Origin of the sequence: uncultured Bacteroides sp. (genome assembly GCF_905207245.1) — a bacterium.
GTDB lineage: Bacteria > Bacteroidota > Bacteroidia > Bacteroidales > Bacteroidaceae > Bacteroides.
The window spans coordinates 1-23183 of the sequence record NZ_CAJLKP010000091.1 but is presented as its reverse complement, the minus strand read 5'-3'; the positions used below and the strand labels follow the sequence as shown (position 1 = coordinate 23183).

The following is a 23183-nucleotide window of genomic DNA, read 5'->3' as shown; positions in this document are numbered from 1 at the left end:
CGGATTTGAATCAGTTGACGAGGGGACAAGTTGACAAGGGAACAAGGTTCCATGCGGCACAGAAGCATTGCGCAGCCCCTTGTCTCCTTGTCAACTTGTCCCCTCGTCAACTGAATTTCCTTCCTTTCTTCTCCGATATGATACACTTCACGCCCGAATATCTCCAAACAAATAATAAACCCGTGAAACTTACGTTATTTATCTGACTAATATATTTATATTTGAATTCAGAAAGCAATAACAAGACAGATAAATACATGGAAGTTAGCACGGTAACCGATCAAAAGTGGAATATAGTCCGCTATTCGGCAAAAGATAAAGAACGCTGGGACTGCTTCATGCGCCGCTCCAAAAACGGCACTTTCCTGTTGCAACGCGATTATATGGATTACCATGCCAAACGTTTTGAAGACTGCTCCCTATTGGTTCTTTGTAACCAAAAACTGACAGCCCTCTTTCCGGGAAATCTTTCCGGCGACTGCTTCTATTCCCACCAGGGACTGACCTATGGCGGAATGATCCTCTCTCCTTCCACCACTCTGCAACAAGCCGAGAGTGCCTTCTGCACCGCACTGAATTACTTACAGAGAGAATGCAATGTCAAGTCATTGACCTATCGGGCCATTCCCCATATTTACCACCGTTATCCGGCAGAAGAAGACTTATACATACTTACCCGCCTGGGAGCCACACTTATGGGCCGCAGCATCTCGTCCGTCATTCCACTGGACGACCGCCTGCCTTTCCGCACCCTGCGCCGCCGACAGTTGAAAAAGGCACAGGCATGCAACCTGGCAATTATAGAAGATGAAGACTTTGCCTCCTTCTGGAGCATACTGGAAGAGAACCTGCACGAACGATACAGCGTGGCCCCGGTACATTCTCTGGAAGAAATCCTCCGGTTATACAGAAACTTTCCCCGCCAGATTTCCCTCTTCCGCGTATGCGACGGAACAGAAACAGTAGGCGGTTGCGTAGTATATGAAACTGATGAAGTAGCCCACGTACAATACATTGCCGCCACACCACGCGGGAAAAAGTGTGGTGCACTCGATTTGCTTTTCCACCAACTGATATACGACCGTTATGCCCGGAAGCGCTACTTCGACTTTGGCATCTCCACCGAACACGGTGGACAAATGCTGAATGAAGGATTGCTTTTCCAGAAAGAAGGTTTCGGGGCAAGAGCAATCATGTACGATGTTTATGAATTGAAGCTATGATAAAGTATTTAGACCTGCAAAAAATCAACGCCTCCTTTGAACCGGAACTCTCGGATGCTTTGTTGCGCATTTCCCATTCCGGTTGGTATCTGCATGGTGAGGCTACCGCCCGTTTCGAACAGGAGTTTGCCGATTTTTGCGGCACGACTCACTGCATCGGCACAGGAAACGGTCTGGATGCCCTTACTCTTATATTCCTTGCTTACCGGGAACTCGGAATGATGAATGCAGGAGATGAAGTGATTGTTCCCGCCAACACCTACATCGCCACCTTGCTTTCCGTTCTGCGTGCCGGATTAAAGCCGGTGCTTTGCGAACCTTCTCCCGAAACATGCAATATATGTGTGCGTCATGCCGAAACACTAATAACCGTGCGTACACGTGCCATAGTGCCGGTACATCTCTACGGTCGCCTGGCAGATATGGAAGGAGTACATGACTTAGCCAACCGCTACGGATTAAAAATCATAGAAGATGCTGCGCAGGCACATGGAGCAATCTATGCTGAAGGTTTACCGGGAAAAGCGAATCAGCCTTTGCATGCCGGGAATCTGGGTGATGCCGCCGCCTTCAGTTTCTACCCCGCCAAGAATCTGGGAGCATTGGGAGACGGAGGTGCCATCACTACCCATGATGCAGACCTTGCCTCCATCGTTCGTTCCATCGCCAATTACGGCTCTACGGAAAAATACATTCATCTGTATCAAGGTGTAAACAGTCGCCTGGACGAGTTGCAGGCAGCCGCTCTTTCTGTGAAACTTCCCCGTCTTGACAAAGACAATGCCCGGAGAAGAAATATAGCGAAGTTATATAAAGAAAACATTCATTGGGAATACCTGAATTTGCGAAGCACCGTCCATAGCAGTGACATCAACGGGGCTAACGTCTTCCACATCTTTCCCGTCTTTTCTTCCCGACGGGATGAACTGCAACGTCACCTGACGGCACACAACATCCATACCCAAATCCATTATCCGATTCCGCCCCACCGCCAGGAAGCACTGAGGCAGGAATACGGTGTGCAACAACTCCCCATTGCAGAACGCATCCACAATGAGGAGTTAAGTCTTCCTATTTCTCCATTACTGGCGGATGAAGAGGTAGGACAAGTAATTGATTGTATAAACGCTTTCGTTTAAAACGAAACCACCTTATTAAAAGAAGACTTAGGTTGTAAGTTGTCGTCAAACAGAAGCGGGTAATTGCGTTGGCGATTGCCATGACGGCGGTCCAGCCATGAATCACCATCATAAACATTCCAGAAGGTTACATTGCGAATTGCATTCTTATGGTCGCGCATCACCCGGAACAGCATGTCATACTGGGCAGCCTGTGCAGCATCGGCCTCAGTTGTCATCTCCAATTCCTTGTCAGTTTGTTCCACATTGAGTTGCCCACCTTGTTCTCCGGTGTTGATGCGTACATCAAGCTCAGTGATATGGATATTATCAACCACCTGAGAATAAAGCTCGATAGCCTTTCTGAATTCATCTTCCGTAGGAGACGATATATTGTAATGTCCCTGCATACCGATACCGTGAATGGGAATTCCTTCCTCCTTCATGCTCTTCACCATATTGTAGATACGGTCACGCTTAGCAGGATTCGTTTCATTATAATCATTGTAGAAAAGCAATGCTTTGGGGTCAGCTTCATGGGCATATTCAAATGCTTTCTTTATGAATTCGTCTCCTGCAATCTTATAATAAGTAGATTGCCGGTAAGGTACCTCTGCATCCTGATTATCCGTGATAGCTTCGTTCACCACATCCCAGGCATATACAACATCCTTATAACGGTTCACTATAGTATGAATATGCTCTCTCATCCTTTCGAACAGAACTTCTTTCGATACCAGCTCACCATTTTCATCATGATACATCCAGTCGGCCGTCTGGTTATGCCACACGAGGCAATGTCCACGAAGAGCAATCTTGTTTTCACGGGCGAAGTTGGCAATCTTATCGGCATTCTCCCAGTTCCACTCTCCCTCTACAGGCTGTGTAGGTTGAGGTTTCATGTCATTTTCCGCAGTGATGCTGTTGAAGTGGGTGGTAATCAGCGACACCTGTTCGGGCGAATTCAGATTTGCCATGTTCAGGGCACAACCGATAGTGAAATAATCTGCATACGCATCTTTCAGATTGTCAGTCTTCTTCGGTTCCTGACTACAACCGATGACTGCTGCCAGCATTCCAAGGCAACAGACTGTCTTAAATAACTTCTTCATAACTTTCATTCGTTTGTTGGTCATTAATAATCTTTATTCGACAAGAATATCATTTGCAGAAGTAGCATACAAACCAATCAAACAACCGGTAAAGCCACCGGCAACGTTGGTTGAAAGGATGTCGCCGGATACGGTGTTGCCCAATTGTACAAAGTTGGTTCCATCCGTTGAATAGCTAAAGTCGTAATTATCCCCGTCACCTTTCACTTGTAGCTGAATAGGATTCTTTACATCTATCTTTGCACTTACAAGCACTTTAGACCTGCCTCTCTCCGTTCTTTCCAACACCAGATAGAAATCCTTATCTTTTTTGGTTACACCAAAAACATAATTGAAACGCTCACTCTGTACGCAAGTGATACCCGCCAGATCTTTTTCCGACTTCGGAGTATACTTCAATGTCGTAGTGAACGAGAAGTTACTATGCTGTTGCCTGTGGAAAAGCGTTGAAGTGGGTTTCACTTCCTTTATATTCACCGGGAAGGGAGTAATCTGTAATCCACCATCCTTCAGCACAGATATGAATTCTTCGCGAGGTCCTCGCAAACCAATCCAACGGTAATCCAACTGAGGAGATGTGAAATTCTCCGTAAACGTAAAGTTGCCATTGGGGAAGTAACCATCGCTGCCTGTTTTATTCTCAACACCTTTGGGAGTTTTCAATTTCGGCTCCATCGGGATAAGTCCATTTTCAAAGACAGGGAATTCGCCCGACCAGTCAACCGGCAGGATAAAAGTCTCACGACCAATGTTCACTCTGCCTTTCTCATTCGGACGGATGGCCAGAAATACAGCATAATATTTGCCGTCAGGACCTTCCACCAAATCGGCATGCCCCGCCCAGTCTACTATATTTTTCCTGTCAGGGTTCAAATATCTCTGACTCAGAATAGGATTACTCGGAGCAGGAGTATAAGGTCCTTTGGGATTGTCGCTCACAAAGATAACCTCACTATGCCAATCACCCGTACCACCCTCTGCACACATCAGGTAGTAGCGGCCATTTTTTTTATAAATATGTGGCGCCTCAATCCAGATAGGTTTTCTGGACAAGTCCACTCCACCGTTTACGATAATCTGGTCCGTTCCGGCAATCACCTGGTCGTTTTCCACATCATACTCCCAGATTTTGATAACGCGATGTCCGTTGTAAAGCTCCTCACCTTTATTCGGCGCATCGTTATGAACCACGTATGCTTTGCCGTTGTCATCGAAGAAGATAGAAGGGTCGATTCCGTCAAACTTCAATTTAACAGGATCGCTCCAACCTTTGAAAGGGTCTTTCGTCTTCACGATGATATTTCCGAAGCCACCGGCAAACTGCGTGGTAATCATGTAGAAAGTATCGTTGTTGGGATTATACTTGATGGCCGGAGCATATACACCGGCACTAATACCTGTATCGTGCACTTTCAGTTGAGAAGTGCGGTCCAGCACATGACCGATCTGTTTCCAGTTCACCAAGTCTTTCGAATGGAAGATGGGCACACCGGGAAACATGGCGAACGATGAGCACACCAAGAAATAATCGTCTCCCTTCCGGGTTATCGCCGGATCGGGATAACAGCCTTGTAGAATAGGGTTATAGAACTCACCGGCTTTCAACGGATTCTCGTTGTACACCTTGTCATTACCCTGATAAACAACCTGTGAGAACACCGGAGCATTCTTTACCTTCTTACCTTTACTACCCTGGGCAAATCCTGCCGTCGAAAACATTGCCATACAAAGGGAGCACAGAACAATCCGCTTACCCATTGAAAGCGCTGAGTTTACCTTTTTCATTTCTAATGCAAATTTCAGATTAATAATTACTAATTATTTATTTGTCGCTAATACGGAAATAATCGAAGTCCACATAACCGCCGGGAGTCTTCGTTGCATAATTGAAGAGTCCGAAACGATAGCCCATAAAGTGCGGAAGCGTATAAGCCATCTTAAGCTGACTGCCAATCTTTGTCCACTTCTTGCCATCCAGGCTATAATAGAAATCAGCTTTATCTTTCAAGTCTGTGAAGTCGCATTTGGCTTTCAGGAATATTGTATTCTGGTTCAGTGGCAGACTTTCCACCTCTTCCGGCTTATCAGTCTGCGCACTTACCATAACAATCTTCTTTACCCCGTTTTCAAACTTTACACCTACTAATCCATATTTCTTCTGGAGAAGCGCAAGTCCTGCAAAATCTCCTTCTTTCATGCCCGATACATCTACAGAAGTTACTCCCGAACACACTGGACCGATTGTTCGTTGGGTTAATGTGTTGCGGGCCAGCAGGAAGTCATTATCCACCCGCCCGGTTTTCAGGCGCAAATAGCCCTTGCGTTCGCTGACTGACCAAAGGGAATTATCCGGTTGATGATTCCATTGCCAAACCAATGGTAAAGCTGCCTCTTTCTTTTTACGAGTGAACTCATCCGACGCTACAATGCCCGGTATCAATCCTTTACTGGCAGGGAGTTCCAATGTTTCCGGCACCTTTCCATCAATTCCAATCACCGGCCAGCCATCTTCCCACTTCATAGGAACCAGATAAGGGATGCGTCCCACCGAACCATTATCCCGGAAAAGATAAGCAAACCACTTACCGTCGGGAGTATCTATCAAACCTCCCTGGGCAACACCTTTATCCTGCAAGGCAACTCTGCCTTCCCAAGGTCCCTCCATGCTATCGGAACGATGGATGACCACCGTACGCATACCTCCCTTGGGCCAGGTGATATTGAACAGATAATACTTTCCATTCACCTTAAATAGTTGGGAGCCTTCGGCCGGCAAGCCTATATTATCTCCGGACGGAGCGCTGGCATTTTCTATAAATACCCGTTCCGTGCCCTCCTTGATGCCCGACAGGTCTTCTTTCAGTTCAACAATACGCAGTTTGCCACCACCCCAAATCATATAGATGCGGCCATCATCATCAAAAAACACCGTATGATCGTGATAGGCAGGCTTGAAAGTGCTCACCTTCCAGGGACCTTTCTCTATATCCTTGGTACTGAATATATAAGTCTTCCCGGTGGTCTGGGCAAATGTTGTCACATAATACATATTATTATGATAGCGGATGCAACTGGCCCATGTACCGCGTCCATACGTGCTTTTACCATTAGTCAGATTCAATTCATCCATGTCTTCCAGGACATCGTAGCAGTAGTTCACAATTTCCCAGTTCACAAGGTCTTTAGATTTCATGATAGGCACTCCGGGAGCCATATGCATAGTAGTGCTACTCATGTAATAGGTGTCTCCCACCCGAATCATCGACATATCCGGTACATCGGCATAAATCACCGGATTCTTGGCTGAACCGGTTTGCGCAAAAGTCGCGCAACTGTAGGCAACAATTGCCAGCAGAAAAATACAAAAACGATTTCGCATAGTTATATCCTTTTTTTATTAAAGTTTTTCTTGGAGGGCAGTGTTCTTCATACAGGTTTCCCGTTCCGGTATCTAAAACAGAATCTCCCGACAGCAAATATACAGCAAGGTTTCAAGAGACGCATACAATCATTTTACACATTCTTTCGCTAGTATTACATCTTTGCCTTCAGCTATTTCATTTTCTTTCGCTCATGTTACATCGGGCTCATAAAGTACCTCTGAGACAAGGAACAGACATCCTCGGCAAAGAAAAAACATTTCCTTACCAAATAAATTTATTACCTTGCAATAACTGATTATTGCATGGTAATATTACAAGAAGATATGATTAATGTTTTTCCCAGAAGTCAAGATATTGGCGGGCAATTTTGACGTGATTGTGATGCTTGGCTACATATTCGATACTCTGTACCGACAGTTCCGGAATACGCTCCCTGTGAAGGACAATATCTTCCAGTTTCCGATAAATATCCTGCTCGTCCGGCAACACGTTAATGATGGGGCGAAGTTGTGTTTCGTTTATGATTTCGTAGTTCTCGGGTTCACCGCCGCCCACTACAGTTAGTCCCTTTGCCATAGCAAGCAATGAGTTCATGGAGGGCGTATATGAATAGAGCTGGTCTAACTGGACGTCAGCGTCATCCATCAGTTGCTGATAACGTGCATAGGGCACATCGTGCACTTCGGTGATGCGGCAAAGTTCGGGATACTTGCGTTGTACTTCCTGCAGGACGGGGAGCATTACATCAGTTCCCTTCACAGAATCTTTAAAATTCTGAATACCGATAAAGAAGTTTAGTATCTCCGGCGCAATACGAATATGTGAAATTATCTCATTCAAGTTGATAGGTAAAGGCACAAATGCAGTTTTCTCTGGAAAAATTGGTTGATAAGCAGCATAATACTCCCACAAACAAGCTATTATACCGTTGCAACTTTCAGCAATGACACGAGTAGCATGGGCAGCACCACCATAATACCAATCCTGAAGTGTCATTTGGTTAAAAGCCGTATCACGATAACAATCACCAGTTTTAAAGTCAGAGTAGCGATATGTATCAGTTTCCATACAGGCACGGATATAGTAATAATCAGTCCCGAAAGCACCTAAAAAGACTTTATCGTTATATCTGCGCAAGTAGTGGTAAACAGGCAAGGTACGTTCACTACGTAAATGTAGAAAATAAGGACTAATAAGTTGAACTACATCATAATTACGAAAGCTCGGTAAATGACGTAAAATACGCAGTAGACAAGAGATTCCATCATATAAACTATTTGAAGGACGATCCAAAGCTATATCACGTGGATAGTTTTTCCAGCCACAACCATCGGAAGCAACACAAACGTTATGTCCCAATGCCCGAAGCCCATCGGCAAGGCTCCAATGCAGTCCACTATATTCTCCGAGCAGCAATATTTTCATACAAACAAACGGATATAAGCATTGATAACAGGATATACCAAGCAGTATTTCCAGGAATACTGTTCTTTAGGTAAAGGCAACAAACCCTCTTCCTTTAAGATGTTCATCCGATGATTTATTTCTTTGATACGGCATCTATTACGACGCATCTGGCGAATATAATCAATAGTAACAAAATTCAAACGCCTCCGTAAAGCCTTTATCTGTATCGGTGTAGCGTTCTTATCACTTTCAAAGGAAAGCAACAAATCCCTCAACCTATATAGCATATTGCGGAAATCATTCAGCCTCTTAAAACACACTTGTAAGTTCATCTCATGAACAATAGAAGAAGCACTTCTATAATAGGCATAAACAGGATAATCAGTAATAAGAGTTGTTGATGCCAGGCAATATGCTTTTACGACAAAATCTTCGTCTTCATGGAAACATGACTCAGCAAACGCCAATCCATAAATATTTAGGAAATTACGATTCAAAAAATGTCTCCAGGCAGTACCCATAAAGTTATTCTGACTCATATATTCGGCTCCAGATATATAAACATCCCATTTATAACTGAAAGAATGAGGTACAACACCAGTTTTTTTAACCTCTCGCATCTGAAAAGAACAAATATCAGGAGTATATTTTATAAGATAAGAAAAACAATAGGAAATATTAGGGAAAAGATAATCATCTGCATCTACAAACATCAGATAAGTACCTGTTGCCTGACGCATGCCTTTATTGCGGGCAGCACCCAAACCTCTTCCGTCATCGTCCGTTACTATGACTTCATAAGTGCCCTCCGCCATCCCTTGCCCATGAATAGAATCAAGGCACCGTTGCAGCAACACCGGGTCTGCCGTACCGTAAAAAGGAATTATTATACTGATAAATGGACTCATGTGGCAAATATATGAAAAATCCTCCCTCAGCCTTACAGCCAAGAAAGGATTTTTAGAGAGAAACACACTGAAAAATTATTCGATAGGCACTCCTTTATAGAAGTCCAATATCTTTGTACGGAGCAGATATTCATATTTAGCCTGCAATTCATCAGATTGGGCTTTCATCAAGTTCTGCTTCGCTTCGTTATATTCCACCGCAGTAGCTTTACCATTGTCATACTTTTCACTCATCAGCCTGAAAGACTCAGCACTGGCATTGGAAGCTGTGCTACTGCTGGTATATTTACTTTCAGAAGCAAGTGCAGTGTACCATGCCTGTTGAATTTCCTTATAAAGTGTCTTCTTCACATTGTCCAACTGCAAAGAATAATTCTCCTTTTGCAAACGGGCTGTCCGCACACGGTTACGGGTAGAAAATCTATTAAAAATGGGCACACTAAGACTGAAACCCACATACTTACTGAAGTTATCCCGTAACTGCTGACTGAAATTACGGTCAAGAGTAGAATAATAGTTCGTTCCGAGACTACCATTCAAATTCAGTTGAGGATAAAAATCACTCTGCGCAATACGGATATTGTGTTTACTGCCCTCCAGACGATATTGCGCAGCCTGAACCGCAGCCTTAGTCGTCACAGCAGTCTGATATACTTCATCCGGCGGGGTAAGAGGAAGTAAATCCAACGTCACAGCAGGAGCTGACAATGTAAATCCTTCCGGTGTCTCCAACTCAATAAGCTGGCTAAGATCAAGCAATGCAAGTTGATAATTATTATTAGCCTGCACAGCCTTCATCTCATCCTGAGCCACACTCGCTTTGGCTTCAGCTACTTCGGCAGGAGATGCCTTGCCCAGCTCTGCAAGACGGGAAATACGAGCCAACTGCTCTTTACTCAACTCTACCTGCCCGAGGGAAACCTGATGCAACTCCTTATTGAGCAGCACCAACAAATAAGCGGAAGCTATATTTATAGAAATATCTTCTTTCGCTTTTTCCAGATCTGCCATAGCCGCCTTAAAATTCAACTTCGCCAACGCATACTGATTAGGAATTTCCAATCCCGTAAATATGGGAATATTGGTAGACACAGACATATTGGTGCTATTGCTATTTGTATTGACATAAACCGTAGAATAGTCACCGGTAGTCTCATCTTTTATAGCCGTCTGTGTACGTCCCCAGTTCCAACTCTGTCCTGCACTACCATTCAGGCTCGGCAAGCGTGCCCATTTAGCTGTGTTCACGTTAACCTCACTTTGTTCCGCCGTATTAGCTGTCCGACGTATATCTATATTATGCTCGATAGCGTAATCAATACATTGGCGTAAAGTCCAGCCTTCCTGAGCCTGAGCCGAAAGACCTCCCAACATAAGACATGCTATGATTAGTTTATTTTTCATATTTCAATGATAATATTGAGTTATAATAAATGATTCATTAAAGGCTATTTATCTTTCTTTTCAGCACCACGTACCTTAGCCTTACCGTCCACACCGTCTTTGATGACAATCTTAATACCATCGCTCATGCCCACCTTCACCTGTTTGCGTTCAAACTTCTGGGCAGGTACACTATCTGTCATAACATAGACGAATGTACTGTCTCCGCTGAACTCAATAGTACTCTCCGGTAAAGTGAGCGCTTTCTCTGCACGCTCCAATACAATTTCCGCATTGGCAGAATATCCCGAACGAATCATCACCGTATCCGGCACTTGAATAGCTGCCTTGATCTCAAACTGATTAGCCCCATTTTCTTCTACCCCCTTCGGAGAGATGTATTCCAGCATAGCCTCAAATGAAAGATTCTGCAAAGCACCGATTGTCAGCTTCACCGGCATACCTTCGTGAACACGTCCTACCTCAGTTTCATCAATCTTACCTTTGAAAATCAAATCGTTCATGTTGGCAACTGTAGCAATCGTAGTACCATCATTGAATGTATTACTCATAATTACCGAGTTACCGGCTTTTACAGGAACATCCAGTATCAAACCGTCGATAGTAGAACGGATAAGTGTACTTGAGAAAGAAGCACTACTCTTTGTAATACCTTCCTTCACAATTTCCAGATTATCCTTAGCTGTCTGCAACTCTTCACGTGCCTGTTTCACACTTACCTCAGCCTTTTCGTAGTCTTCACGACTAACCAGCTTATCTTCAAACAATTTCTCTATACGGGCAAAGTCCGTTTCCCCCTGTTTTGCATTAAGCTCTGCCAAGCGTACGCGGCTTTCGGCAGAGTTCAGCGTACCCAGTTCGGGAATCACTTTTACCTTAGCAATCACTTCTCCCTTACGTATACTCTGTCCAGCTTCTTTATACAACTCGTCAATGATACCCGAAATCTGGGGCTTGATAAGAATCTCGTCTCTCGGCTCCACCTTTCCGGTTGCCACCGTTGTTTTTTCCAGGTCAGCTACTACCGGAGTTATCGTTTCATACACCGTAATCTTCGGTCTGGATTTCTGATACAGGAACACAAACGTAAAGATGAAAATGGCAGCTACAACTACCAACAATGCGATTTTCAGATACTTTTTCATACTATTATTATATTATTGTTTTTTTATTTCTATTTTTAATATCCCGCCCACACCCCGCAGGCCCCTTTTAATTATTAATTTATAATTTATAATTATTATTCGTCTCTTATGGCCTCAATAGGTTTGATTGCCATAGCACGATAAGCCGGAGCCAGACCAGCAAGCACTCCTAAAGCAATCAGCAATGCACATGTGCCTATAGCCAGTCCAAATGAGACCTGATAATGAGTAGTTATATGCCCCGGATCATTAGCAGCCGCTTCCAATACTTGCAACACGAGCACGGCAAAAGAAATACCTGCCATACCAGCAATGGTCGTCAGCACCATACTCTCCGAAAGAATCTGCTGTAGAATGTCCCGCGGGCGTGCACCAATGGCACGACGAATACCAATTTCCGTAGTACGTTCACGCACCGTCACCATCATAATATTCGATACACCGATAGCGCCTGCAAACAAAGTTCCCAAACCTACCATCCAGATTAAAATGCGAGTTCCTGCCATCAAGTTATCCACCATGGAAAACATCGCTTCCGCATTCAGCATCATCACTGCCTGTTTGTCATCCGGAGATATGTAATGAGCTGCTTTCACAATACGCTCTACCTTGTCCTGAATATCCGTTACCTTGATGCCCGGCTTCACTGTGAAACACACCACATGTATCCGGTTACCCAGATTGTAGGCCTGCTTCATGGTAGTATAAGGCAAAGTAACAGCTTCCGAGGCTTGCCCCTGAATATTCATGTTACCCTCGGACGAGCACATACCGATAACCTGATAGTAAATCCCATCTACCCGGATATACTTTCCACAAGGATCCTCTCCCGGACGGAATAAACTTTCATACACACGCTTACCGATTACGCAAACTTTGCGTGCCTCCTTAATATCCACATCATTGATGAAGCGCCCATAAGCCATTTCCTGATGTTCTATATGCTCATACTCAGGATACAATCCCTTTACGCTACAATCATATTTTTTATCTCCGTGTATAGCTGTTCTTCCCCAATAAGCGATGGAAGGAGTAATGACATCTATTTCATTCACTCCATGACGCAGGCGCTCTATATCAGAAAGTTCCAAGTCCCACCAACGTCCTTTCCGGAAACCTTTATACGCTTCCCCCGTCTTTTGCGAAACCAGGAAAGCCGAGTTCGTAGCAAAGCCTTCAAACTGGGAACTCATAGCCTGTTGCATCCCCTGTCCGCCACCGATGAGCGCCACCAACATGAAGATTCCCCAGAACACACCGAATGCCGTCAGCAAGCTTCGCGTCTTGTTTCTTGTAATCGTGATGAGGATTTCCTCACAAGAGTCTATATCTATTCTCATAATTTCTATTTACGATTTACGTTCGACTTAATCTGCTCTCAATGCTTCTATCGGACTGATACTTACTGCCTTCTTTGCCGGAAAGAATCCTGCCAACGTGCCTGCAATAATCAAGGTAAGCGTAGCCTGAATGGCAATCCCCAAATCTACGGTCGGATTCGAGAACATGGTTTGCTGGAACATACCTGCATCCATAGTCTGGTTGCCGAAGGCTGAATTCATCCACTCCGTGACTGCAATACCGGCCACCATACCTATGTATCCGAACAAAGTAGTAATAGTGACACTCTCCACAATAATCAGCCAGAGAATAGACAATGGCTTCGCTCCAAGTGCCTTGCGGATACCAAACTCGCGAGTACGTTCTTTCACCGTAATCAACATGATGTTCGAAACCCCGACTATTCCGCTCAACAATGTGAAAATACCAATCACCCAGATGGCTGTGCGAAGCATTCCCATTGCATTTTGTGTCCGCATATAATCAGTGAAACGATTCCAAATCCAAATGGCACTGTTATCCTGAGGATCAAAACGGCGATTAGCACCGATCACCTTACGATAATTAGCCTCAAAAAGTTCATTGCTCTCTATCGTTTCCAGATTTTTAGTCGTAAAGATGATATTGTTCAGTTGCTCGCCTTTATTATAGATGGTCTGCAAAGTAGAAAAAGGGATGTAAGCCTCACTGGCTTCACGGTCTCCCTGATCGTTATAGATACCAACTACCTGATAAGCCACACCACTTGCATTGACAAACTGCCCGATAGGTTCGGTATGAGTCTTGTCGAATAGTATTTCAGCAGTCTTCTTATGTATAACTATAACCTTCCGGCGTTCTTTCAAGTCATTCTGATTAATAAAACGCCCGTCCGCAGTCTTCACAGTTTCCACCTCCGTATAGTTAGGATGCACCCCCATCAGGGAGATATTTACATATTCCTGCCCGAAACTTACGTTTACATTGCTCTGCCGCACAGTAGCACCGGCACTGATTACATAATCGGGGAAATACTTTTCAGTAGCTTCCAGGTCATTGTTCTCCAGACGAACGCGGCGTCCTTCTTTCAATCCTGCATAAGGCTTGGAAGTCCATCCCGGGAAAATGCGGATAGAGTTCAATGCACGTTCCGAAGATGATTGGTCGAAAGCATGGATGATACCGTTTCCGGCACCCAGCAGCACTATCAGCATAAAGATGCCCCATGCCACGGCAAACCCAGTGAGGAATGTACGCAACTTATTCCGCTTGATGGTTCCGTATATTTCTTGCCAAATATCAAACATTCTGAATTAAGAATTAATAATTAAAAATTAAAGAGCTGAAAGCCGACTGCCATGCCGTAGTTTTCATTCTTTCATGATTCACTCTTTTATCGGCTTGTCATTTCATGATTCCGTCTTTTCCAAACGGAGAAGCATCATGATTCAGATTTTCTTCAATGCTGCCGATAATACCATCCTTGATATGGATAATCTTATCTGTCTGGTTGGCTACACCGCTTTCATGGGTAACCACAACAATCGTCATCCCCGTCTTGTGCAAATCTTTAAGAATCTGCATCACTTCAACGGAAGTCTTACTGTCGAGGGCACCAGTCGGTTCATCGGCAAGGATAATCTGTGGCTGAGTAATGAGAGCACGAGCTATGGCAACACGCTGTTTCTGTCCGCCGGACATTTCATTAGGCATATGGTGCGCCCAATCCTTCAATCCCAGGCGATCCAGATATTCCAGTGCCAAGGCATTGCGCTTGCGGCGGCTCACTCCCTGATAAAAAAGCGGAAGCGCCACATTCTCTACCGCATCCTTGAAGGAAATCAGGTTAAAAGACTGGAAGATGAAACCAATCATACGATTCCGATATTCGGCAGCCTTGGTCTCGCTGAGGTTCTTAATCAACGTCCCGTTCAGATAATACTCACCGGTATCATAGTTATCCAAAATACCTAATATATTAAGCAAGGTGGATTTACCGGAACCCGAAGCTCCCATGATGGAAACAAACTCACCCCGCTTGATGTCGAGGTTGATGCCTTTGAGCACATGTAGAGGTGCTCCGTTGTTGTAGGTCTTGTTAATGTCTTTCAGCTGTATCACGTATCTCTCCTGTTTTTAGTCTGTTTTCTTATTAATTTTCACTATTAGACGCAGCTATGTTACAAAAAGTTGCAAAGAGGGTGAACTTTTTTTAAAAAAGATTTTGAAGTGTCGTTTTTCTTTGTGTAATTTGTAACCATAAAACTAATTAACTAACCCTTTAAACAAAACTTTAGTATCATGAATTCAAGCATGGAAAAACCCTACGTAGTAGGTATTGACATAGGCGGTACAAACACTGTCTTTGGCATTGTGGATGCACGCGGAACTATCATTGCAAGCGGTTCTATCAAGACTGGCGCTCACGAAGAGGCAGATGCCTACGTAGACGATGTCTGCAAAAATCTGTTGCCTTTGATTATCGCTAACGGCGGTGTAGACAAAATTAAAGGTATCGGTATCGGTGCTCCTAACGGCAACTATTACAGTGGTACAATCGAATTTGCTCCAAACTTACCCTGGAAAGGTGTTATACCTTTGGCTGCCATGTTTGAAGAACGTCTGGGTATTCCTGCCGCACTGACTAACGATGCTAATGCCGCAGCTATCGGTGAAATGACTTACGGTGCAGCACGTGGTATGAAAGACTTCATCATGATTACCTTGGGCACAGGTGTAGGTAGCGGTATCGTTATCAACGGTCAGATGGTTTATGGTCACGATGGTTTTGCCGGAGAATTGGGACACACCATCATACGCCGCGAAAACGGACGCCTTTGCGGATGTGGACGCCACGGCTGTCTGGAGACTTATTGCTCGGCTACCGGTGTAGCTCGCTCAGCACGTGAATTCCTGACTGCACGCACCGAACCCAGCTTGCTGCGTTCCATTCCTGCCGAAAACATCACTTCAAAAGATGTATATGACGCAGCTGTTCAAGGTGACAAGTTAGCACAAGATATCTTTGAATATACAGGTACTATTCTGGGCGAAGCTATTGCAGATTTCATCGCATTCTCCAGTCCTGAAGCTATTATCCTGTTCGGTGGATTGGCTAAATCCGGTGATTACATCTTCAAGCCTATCCAGAAAGCCATCGATGCCAATGTATTGAATATCTTCAAAGGCAAAGCCAAACTGTTGATATCCGAATTGAAAGACTCTGACGCAGCCGTACTGGGTGCCAGTGCATTGGGCTGGGAACTGAGAGACTTGAAATAAAATAGTCCATCATAATTTTAAGGGAAATCCTCCTTTTGCCAGTAAAATGGGAAAGGAGGATTTTTTATAACACTATGTTCAGACTATGTTTTAATGTAAAAATCAAAATATGAATCTACATCCAAATCACCTCCCCATTCTTATAAAGGAAAATCCTTTCCTTTATTTTTTCATCCTTTTCCGTCTTTTGTTTCAATCTAAACAATGCATCTCCCGGAACGTTTTCAAACAACAAATCCATTCCACTTCTTTTTTGTTCTCCCAATGATTCCCAATCACCATTTTTCCAGTAAAACAATTCATAAGTACTATTCCTGAGAATCTGCGACATGACATAGGGTACTACAACAATATGTTCCACTTCATAATCTCCTCCCAAATTAATATCTACATACTTCTTTTTTGATTTACCGCGATAACCTGTAGAAGTAAAACCATCAAAAAGAGCCTCTACCGATTCATGCTCAGACAAAGATTGCAAAGGAGATATGATTTCAACATCCTCTATTTTACCCTGTAAACTATAAAAGCCCAACTCTCCTAAAGCAATACTATCCGAAGGCAAATTCATTCTCACGAAGCGACTGGCAGTTCCCATATTCACCTTATAAGTGGTGCGTCTAACCGGTAATATTCCAGATATTGTGCACAAGGTATCTTCTGCCCCATTCTTATTCAAACTTACAATACTTGTCCCGCTCATACATTTCAGATACTCCCGATTTCTAAATGATTGTATCACGACATTTCTCGTCACCAAGCTATCTTCTTTTACCCCCATCCCATCCAAGACTAACACACTGCCGTCCTCTTTCAGGCACAAGGGAGGAGCAGCCGGTAATAAACTTCCCTTTTTATAATAAACGGGCAGATATACAATATTTCTCCCCATTTCCCGAAATAGTGCTTTCCCGTCTGCTATCTCCCCAAATTGTACAGGTATCCAACCTTCAACATTAAATACACACAAATAAGCATATTTTGTATTCTCCGGAGCATTTTCGGTTAAAAGCACCTCCACATCAGTTGTTTCAAAATAATCAGAGGAAACATCCTTTTTCTTAAAATTACGGAATAAAGGAGGAATATCCTCCATTTCCACACCTTTACCCAACAAAGAACTCTCCAAATGAGTGGAATATGTTTTTCTGTATACCTTCGGAACACGAAACTCACCTTGTCCGTTAGAATCATACATTCCTGTATTACTGTACAATCTGTTATAGTGTTCCCATTTATTATGCCCCCAAAATGGGTCAAAAGCATAATGTTTATCCCCCACTAGCAACACATTCCAGGAATGAGAACCATTCTGGCTCCCCCATGCTGGGACAAAATCCACAGCAACCGGCATACCGAGGGCTGAGAACAATAATGAATTAAAAACTCCCCGCTCCGTACAGCTTCCGCCTCCCATCTGCATCAGAGCCTCAGTGCTCAGAGCCGGAATACCCGAACCATTGAAAGAAGTAAAATCAATATTCTTATAAAGGGCCAATACTGAATCCGCTTCATCAGTCAGCAGTTTTGCCCTATCTTGAAAATATCGACATTTGTATAATTGATAAAATCGTGAACGAGAATCATCCAATACAAAGCTACTACCGCGATAGAAAGGTAAGATGTACTCACAGAAGTGCTCAAACGAGCATTTTTCTGTAAATGCATTCTCTTTCCATGATTCAAATGCCTGATCTATTTCAGTTATCATCTGATTAGCAGTTATCGCCTTCTGTAGAGGAACATAATCCACGGTCCCGGATATTTTACCGACCTGAGATGCATCCCACAGACTATCTATCAACGCTATCCATCGGCTTCTATGGGTAGACTTATACTCATCCCTGATTGAATCACATCTCCGATAAAACGACTTATATTTTGCCACAGACGTTGAGGTCGGCACAGAGTGCCCCACCATATTCAGAATAAGAAACTCAGCGGCCTTCAATTTAAAATTATCGTCCTGATAATGTAGCAAGACCTTTTCAAGTTCTCCCCGGTTCTCCCCGGCAAGAGATAAAACTTCTTCCACACCTTTACTATATTTATTGCATGACGCCAAAAGGCACAATAAAGCCCCACTTACAAATACCATCAAACACTTTCTCATCATAATCATCAGAAATATCTATATTAGTGGCAATCAGCATTGTTGTATATACTTATCCAAACTATCCGTAGCTGATAAAGCCAACTTATTTTTTATACGCTGTTTAGCTTTCAATACCGACCGGGGAACTATATTAAACAGAAGAGCGATTGTCTTATTATCCAAGTGAGCACGTACCAGATAGCACAACCTCAACTCCTGGGCACTTAAACTAAATGGCACTAATTCTTCTGACAGACACCCACCGTAAAACAAGTCTATGACGATAAACAGCTCCCTCCATTCGGCCTCATCCTTGACTATACCATAAGCAGGTTTTTGATGAAGGCACAGTAACTGCCCCATTGCCACTATCAAAGAAGAAGAACATCCGGCTAATGCCGAAGCTTTCTGATAATCCTTCAATTGTTTTGTCAACTGTTTATTGCGGTACAGCAGACAAGCATTCCAAGTATCCTTATACGTATCCATATCCACCATATTATATTCACTTATCAATCGTCGTATTACACCAGTCGTTTCCTATCTTTTCCACTTCGCTCCTCATTTCTCTGATTGCGGTGGAATAAACTTTCGGGGCTTTAGTCAATACAATCCGTTGCATCTTCTCAAACTTCTCCCTATTCCGATAGTCCGGCTCCGCATAGAGTTTTGCCAGCAGGTAGTAGGGATAAATCCGCCCCGGCAAACGGTGGACTGAAGCCCAATAATAGGTTTCAGCCCTCTCATAATATTGCATTTCCTGATAATTCTTACCTGTTATATTCAATATCATTGGATCAGTACTATATAAAACAGCCTGTTCCAGAAACAGATTAGATTGATCATAACGACCGGACTTATGCAAACTATGCCCATATTCAAATAAAAAAGTTCCTCTTTCTCCCAACTGCGGGTAGAGTTTATAGTAAGCTTCATTGGCAGCAGTATAATTTCCCAAATGATAAAGCATCCTCGCATTCGTCCAATCCCGACAGGCATCTTCCTCCCGTTGCCATTTACCGTCAAGCCCCACTATCCATATCAGTGCACAAGTGCCCCAAATAAGACATTTCCCTGCCACATCTCCAGTGCCACAAGCAAACAGCAGGCAGATACCGGTTACTGCAAATACCGGAAAATGCATGGGATAAGAAGAAAAAGAGAAAACAAGCAAGGATATGAGTGCTCCGCAAATTTCATAACGCCCCCATTTCGCCCCTAACCACAGGCAGCCCCCAATAGTCACCAGTAACATTACACAAAGCATTATTCCTGCTGTTAACGCCAGTTCCAGATATTCATTGAAAGCGTATTCCGGACTTCCGGCCACACGTTCTTCCCAAGCAGCATAATCTCCGCTACCAAAATAATTTTCTTGTGCTTCGCCGTATGCATAAGCAAATCCTTCACTACATCCCCAAGGATGCTCCACGATAGCTTTACAAGTAATTTTCCACATAAACAGACGTCCCATAGCAGAGTCAGGCTTCAAAAAGAAAATGCCAGCACCTCCCAATATCAGAACCAAAAGCCCGGCCACTCCCCATGTAAGGTAACGTTTCTTATATCTCCGCCATAAAACGCCCCACTTACGTCTGTCACGATGCATATATGCCACCCATGCACAGCTTATTGCAGCAGCAATCCAGGCAGAACGGCTCATCGTGGCCGGTAATACACATAAAATAAGAATACCGGCAAGTCCTGCCGCCACTTTCTCTATTTTATGAAGAACATCTGTGCTCTTCCGTTTGCAAACACGTAAATACAAATGCAAGCAGACAGGTAATATCATCGCTAAATATCCCCCATACGGACCGGGATTGAAGAAAGAGCCTGTAAGTGCATACTGTGAATGCCCGGAAACAGAAAATCCATATAATTGCCGCAAGCCCCAAACCGCTTCAATAGTCCCTAATAATACCAAACTCCAAGCCACATAAACAAAGAAATGCCGGAAACACAAAACATCTGTCCAGGAAGATTTTCCCAGAAGCTGTATCAGACAAGAAACAGTGATACATCCGGCCGAAACCAGTGCAGCTTTTCCAAACCACACCCACTGGCCGATGGTTTCTCCTGCAGGCAGTTCAGGAGTTGCCGCACATACCATACTCAGCAGTGAACAAACAGCTACAAACTGTAGCAAAACAACTGTAATCTCTCTTATTTTATGTGTGCATCCTATCATCATTCTATCTTTTTGAATATCCTATTCCATCGCACTCTATCCGTCCTCTTATCCACTGATTTCCATATCCTGACAGCCTTTCCAACAATAAAAGGTTCCGGCAACAGTCCCCAGTAACGGGAATCCTGAGAATTTATAGCCAAGTCTCCTGTAACAAAATAATAATCTTGCCGGAAAGAGTACTTCCGTATTACACTATCGCCTAACAATACGGTATCACCTTTCAGAGTAAGAGCTTTCTTTTGCTCCCATTCTATCGCATTCCGGTAAAGCACTTTATTCAGTGGAGTCATCAATACTTCCGCACCTTTAGCAGGAATAAAAAGCGGTCCAAATTCTACTATATTCCAATTTACAATATCATTGAACGGATACGCATTAAAGCATATTCCCCGCTCACGGGCAGAGTGGTCATCAGCTATCCCATTTAGTTGTAAACGCAGGCAATCTTGCTGCCGGATATCCCCCAGCACCCCATCATAACCACGTACATAATAGCGTGCATCTCTTATTTCAAATGTGTCACCCGGCAAAGCAACACAGCGCTTTACATAGTATTTCATTACATCTAACCTTATACTATCCCAACGCCCCGGATATGGGAAATTAAAAACCAATACATCATTCCGTTCCACTTTTCCAAAACCCGGGAGACGGGTTATCTCCACCTCTTTCCCCTCCAAAGCATCCCATACGTCGAAAATACGTCCCCCCATTACCCACTTATTTACCAGAATACAATCTTCCGGCAGCAAAGCAGGTTCCATAGAATCTGTAGGAACCTTAAAAGTAGCAAAGGTTGTGACTCCCAGCAACAAATAGAGTACAAAGAGTATACAAGCAATTATAACCAACCTGAACACTTTATCTATAAAGAATGAAAGCCTGTAATACTTCTTTTCCATCTGTAATTTCTTTATGATTTCTATTTACTTTAGCCTATAATTAAATACCTGTTTTCCTTCTTTCCAACGAAAAACTTGTTCTTCTACTCCCTTTGTCCGATTGTGCAACCAGAGTAAAGCCCCAGCAGGTACATGATTATATTCCAGATAATCAAACTCAGCAACTTTTGCCCCTAATGAAATCCAACCTTTCGTCCCATGCTGATAAAAGAGTTCATAATAGTCACCCGGACTAACATAATTGTCATCATTACGTGGCACATAGATAATTCCACTAATTAGCGTTGAAGTTTTCAGGTCAAGCATGCAAGGGACATCCTCTTTTCCTGACTCATAACGCGTCAGATTTTGCCCGTCAAAAGCTTTATCTATCGAATATTCCTTTAAGTTATACACAGGTGGAGCGCATGCCTCTACCCGGCAATCCAGCTTCTTGTTACAACTACTGTCTGCATAAATAGCTACTTCTGCCATATTCAACCGTTTTCCTACAGGCGGGCATACCCACAAGTAGCGGTATTTCCGCTTTGCAGAAACTACTAACCGACATTCCCGACTATAAGTACTGTCACAAACCGAGACTGCTAACAATTCTGCATTTTTAAAGTCTGGAGTATTATTCCCAAAGAATCGCACACCATCCATTTCCCGCATTTGCCTTACCCAATATTGCGTCAACGGGTGTTTTCTCACCAACCGGATACTTTCCCACTGCGTCGTATCCGGTACAAGAGAAAGCACCGTACCATCTGCTTGCGGTATAAAGGGGTATCCACTCTCCTTCCAGCCGGCTACAGTCTGCACCAATGGCTGATAAATCTGCTCTATTTCAAGATTTTCCACTAAAGCCTCTCCGTCATGCCACCTGTACCTACCGATAGGAATCCAACCATTCATTGAAAAAACGCCAATCAATCCCTCTCCGGCACTACTCTGAATTCCTGCAATCCGCATTTCATTTGCAGGATAATAGTCGGTAGTGACATCTTTAAGCAAAGTGCCAAAAATTGAAGATTGTTCTTGCGGCACAGAAAAAGCACGATAAACCTTCCCTTTAGAACGATGATTCACCCATTCACGCGTCACTCCTGTCCGCTGCAGTTCAGTAGGGATAAAATGCCCGGTGGTATCGCGGAACACATTCCAGCTATGAGCTAAAAAAGTGTCCGGCGAATAAATATAGCGATCTACAGCAACCGGTATGCCCAATGCCCTTAACAGATAGACTAAAAAATCCGTCTCTTCCCGACATGTCCCGATGCAATGTTCCAGAATAAAAACACCCCCGGCATGTGGAAAACAGAAGTCATTGTTATAACAAAAGTTCATATTACGCTGCAAATAAGATTGTAAACTATCTACAGCAACCACAATATCTGTCCCCTGATAGAGGGAATCCAGCACCGGCAGAAAACGCTCCCGATATATGCGCCGCCAACAGTCAGGAATTTCGTCACCCACCCAATAAGGAAGCAAGTAATTACAAAAATCATCAAACGGACAATATTTATCCCATCCACGCTGTTGCCAGGCTTCAAAAGCTAAATCTATATTTTCCATCAAATAATCCGCTTTTATCACCTGCGCATCATACACCTTTGGTGAGCCTGCATAAGAAAAGCTACGCCATTTATCCCGCCGTCCACGTTCCATAAAACCCTGTTGACGACTGGTTTCAATCAAAGCCTGC

At 43.7% G+C, this 23183-nt stretch carries 19 protein-coding genes; 4 read left to right on the top strand and 15 right to left on the bottom strand.

Going from position 1 to position 23183, the window contains the following annotated elements:
• The 3 genes from QZ135_RS21065 to QZ135_RS21055 form a co-directional block, all read left to right on the top strand.
• Positions 1-206, top strand: a 206-nt coding sequence (locus QZ135_RS21065) for a hypothetical protein (protein WP_294614138.1), incomplete at its 5' end; no start/stop codon positions are given.
• A gap of 51 nt (positions 207-257) precedes the next feature.
• Positions 258-1223: a GNAT family N-acetyltransferase gene (locus QZ135_RS21060; protein WP_294614135.1), complete on the top strand. Its 966-nt coding sequence runs from the start codon at positions 258-260 to the stop codon at positions 1221-1223.
• The gene (locus QZ135_RS21055) at positions 1220-2362 is read left to right on the top strand and encodes a DegT/DnrJ/EryC1/StrS family aminotransferase (RefSeq protein WP_294614132.1); all 1143 of its coding nucleotides are present in this window, start codon (positions 1220-1222) and stop codon (positions 2360-2362) included. Before QZ135_RS21060 ends, QZ135_RS21055 begins: the two co-directional genes overlap by 4 nt.
• On the opposite strand, the gene QZ135_RS21050 is transcribed toward QZ135_RS21055, so the two are convergent.
• From QZ135_RS21050 to QZ135_RS21005, 10 genes are all read right to left on the bottom strand, one after another.
• Positions 2359-3453: an endo-1,4-beta-xylanase gene (locus tag QZ135_RS21050; protein WP_294614129.1), complete on the bottom strand. Its 1095-nt coding sequence runs from the start codon at positions 3451-3453 to the stop codon at positions 2359-2361. The genes QZ135_RS21055 and QZ135_RS21050 overlap by 4 nt on opposite strands.
• A 33-nt stretch (positions 3454-3486) precedes the next feature.
• Positions 3487-5178 carry a glycoside hydrolase family 43 protein gene (locus QZ135_RS21045; protein WP_294614140.1) on the bottom strand — a complete coding sequence of 564 codons (1692 nt, stop codon included), beginning with the start codon at positions 5176-5178 and terminating at the stop codon, positions 3487-3489.
• Between the two features lie 97 nt (positions 5179-5275).
• Positions 5276-6832, bottom strand: coding sequence for a glycoside hydrolase 43 family protein (locus tag QZ135_RS21040; RefSeq protein ID WP_294614126.1), 1557 nt, complete (start codon positions 6830-6832; stop codon positions 5276-5278).
• Positions 6833-7163: 331 nt separating this feature from the next.
• Positions 7164-8261, bottom strand: coding sequence for a glycosyltransferase family 1 protein (locus QZ135_RS21035; RefSeq protein WP_294614123.1), 1098 nt, complete (start codon positions 8259-8261; stop codon positions 7164-7166).
• Entirely contained in the window at positions 8258-9151 is an 894-nt protein-coding gene (locus tag QZ135_RS21030; RefSeq protein ID WP_294614120.1) for a glycosyltransferase family 2 protein, read from the bottom strand. The genes QZ135_RS21035 and QZ135_RS21030 overlap by 4 nt, the downstream gene beginning before the upstream one ends.
• A 75-nt stretch (positions 9152-9226) precedes the next feature.
• Complete coding sequence (locus QZ135_RS21025; protein WP_294614117.1) at positions 9227-10555, bottom strand: TolC family protein; 1329 nt, start codon at positions 10553-10555, stop codon at positions 9227-9229.
• Between the two features lie 44 nt (positions 10556-10599).
• Positions 10600-11700: an efflux RND transporter periplasmic adaptor subunit gene (locus QZ135_RS21020; protein ID WP_294614114.1), complete on the bottom strand. Its 1101-nt coding sequence runs from the start codon at positions 11698-11700 to the stop codon at positions 10600-10602.
• A gap of 95 nt (positions 11701-11795) precedes the next feature.
• Complete coding sequence (locus QZ135_RS21015) at positions 11796-13040, bottom strand: ABC transporter permease (protein ID WP_294614111.1); 1245 nt, start codon at positions 13038-13040, stop codon at positions 11796-11798.
• Positions 13041-13067: 27 nt separating this feature from the next.
• Positions 13068-14327 (bottom strand): ABC transporter permease, encoded by a 1260-nt coding sequence (locus QZ135_RS21010; protein WP_291603448.1) that lies wholly within the window; start codon positions 14325-14327, stop codon positions 13068-13070.
• Between the two features lie 97 nt (positions 14328-14424).
• Positions 14425-15141, bottom strand: coding sequence for an ABC transporter ATP-binding protein (locus QZ135_RS21005; protein ID WP_294614108.1), 717 nt, complete (start codon positions 15139-15141; stop codon positions 14425-14427).
• 180 nt (positions 15142-15321) lie between these two features.
• Between QZ135_RS21005 and QZ135_RS21000 the strand changes: the two genes are divergently transcribed.
• Positions 15322-16302, top strand: a complete 981-nt coding sequence (locus tag QZ135_RS21000; protein ID WP_294614105.1) for an ROK family protein — start codon at positions 15322-15324, stop codon at positions 16300-16302.
• 115 nt (positions 16303-16417) lie between these two features.
• Here the strand turns inward: QZ135_RS21000 and QZ135_RS20995 are convergent, their stop codons facing one another.
• From QZ135_RS20995 to QZ135_RS20975, 5 genes are all read right to left on the bottom strand, one after another.
• Positions 16418-18337, bottom strand: a complete 1920-nt coding sequence (locus tag QZ135_RS20995) for a discoidin domain-containing protein (RefSeq protein ID WP_294614102.1) — start codon at positions 18335-18337, stop codon at positions 16418-16420.
• Between the two features lie 111 nt (positions 18338-18448).
• Positions 18449-18886, bottom strand: coding sequence for a helix-turn-helix transcriptional regulator (locus tag QZ135_RS20990; protein ID WP_294614099.1), 438 nt, complete (start codon positions 18884-18886; stop codon positions 18449-18451).
• Between the two features lie 16 nt (positions 18887-18902).
• Positions 18903-20591 (bottom strand): O-antigen ligase family protein, encoded by a 1689-nt coding sequence (locus QZ135_RS20985; RefSeq protein ID WP_294614097.1) that lies wholly within the window; start codon positions 20589-20591, stop codon positions 18903-18905.
• Positions 20588-21493, bottom strand: coding sequence for a signal peptidase I (lepB, locus tag QZ135_RS20980; RefSeq protein ID WP_294614094.1), 906 nt, complete (start codon positions 21491-21493; stop codon positions 20588-20590). The genes QZ135_RS20985 and lepB overlap by 4 nt, the downstream gene beginning before the upstream one ends.
• Positions 21494-21517: 24 nt before the next feature.
• Positions 21518-23183 (bottom strand): transglutaminase domain-containing protein (locus tag QZ135_RS20975; protein WP_294614091.1); only part of this gene is annotated, 1666 nt, incomplete at its 5' end.

Excerpts from the sequence above, each read along its gene's own strand:
- QZ135_RS21050 (WP_294614129.1), bottom strand. The coding sequence starts at position 3,453 with ATGAAGAAGTTATTTAAGACAGTCTGTTGCCTTGGAATGCTGGCAGCA.
- lepB (WP_294614094.1), bottom strand. The coding sequence starts at position 21,493 with ATGGAAAAGAAGTATTACAGGCTTTCATTCTTTATAGATAAAGTGTTC.
- QZ135_RS21055 (WP_294614132.1), top strand. The coding sequence starts at position 1,220 with ATGATAAAGTATTTAGACCTGCAAAAAATCAACGCCTCCTTTGAACCG.
- QZ135_RS21060 (WP_294614135.1), top strand. The coding sequence starts at position 258 with ATGGAAGTTAGCACGGTAACCGATCAAAAGTGGAATATAGTCCGCTAT.
- QZ135_RS21035 (WP_294614123.1), bottom strand. The coding sequence starts at position 8,261 with ATGAAAATATTGCTGCTCGGAGAATATAGTGGACTGCATTGGAGCCTT.
- QZ135_RS20985 (WP_294614097.1), bottom strand. The coding sequence starts at position 20,591 with ATGATGATAGGATGCACACATAAAATAAGAGAGATTACAGTTGTTTTG.
- QZ135_RS21015 (WP_294614111.1), bottom strand. The coding sequence starts at position 13,040 with ATGAGAATAGATATAGACTCTTGTGAGGAAATCCTCATCACGATTACA.
- QZ135_RS21040 (WP_294614126.1), bottom strand. The coding sequence starts at position 6,832 with ATGCGAAATCGTTTTTGTATTTTTCTGCTGGCAATTGTTGCCTACAGT.
- QZ135_RS21010 (WP_291603448.1), bottom strand. The coding sequence starts at position 14,327 with ATGTTTGATATTTGGCAAGAAATATACGGAACCATCAAGCGGAATAAG.
- QZ135_RS21025 (WP_294614117.1), bottom strand. The coding sequence starts at position 10,555 with ATGAAAAATAAACTAATCATAGCATGTCTTATGTTGGGAGGTCTTTCG.
- QZ135_RS20990 (WP_294614099.1), bottom strand. The coding sequence starts at position 18,886 with ATGGATACGTATAAGGATACTTGGAATGCTTGTCTGCTGTACCGCAAT.
- QZ135_RS21045 (WP_294614140.1), bottom strand. The coding sequence starts at position 5,178 with ATGGCAATGTTTTCGACGGCAGGATTTGCCCAGGGTAGTAAAGGTAAG.
- QZ135_RS21000 (WP_294614105.1), top strand. The coding sequence starts at position 15,322 with ATGAATTCAAGCATGGAAAAACCCTACGTAGTAGGTATTGACATAGGC.
- QZ135_RS21030 (WP_294614120.1), bottom strand. The coding sequence starts at position 9,151 with ATGAGTCCATTTATCAGTATAATAATTCCTTTTTACGGTACGGCAGAC.
- QZ135_RS21020 (WP_294614114.1), bottom strand. The coding sequence starts at position 11,700 with ATGAAAAAGTATCTGAAAATCGCATTGTTGGTAGTTGTAGCTGCCATT.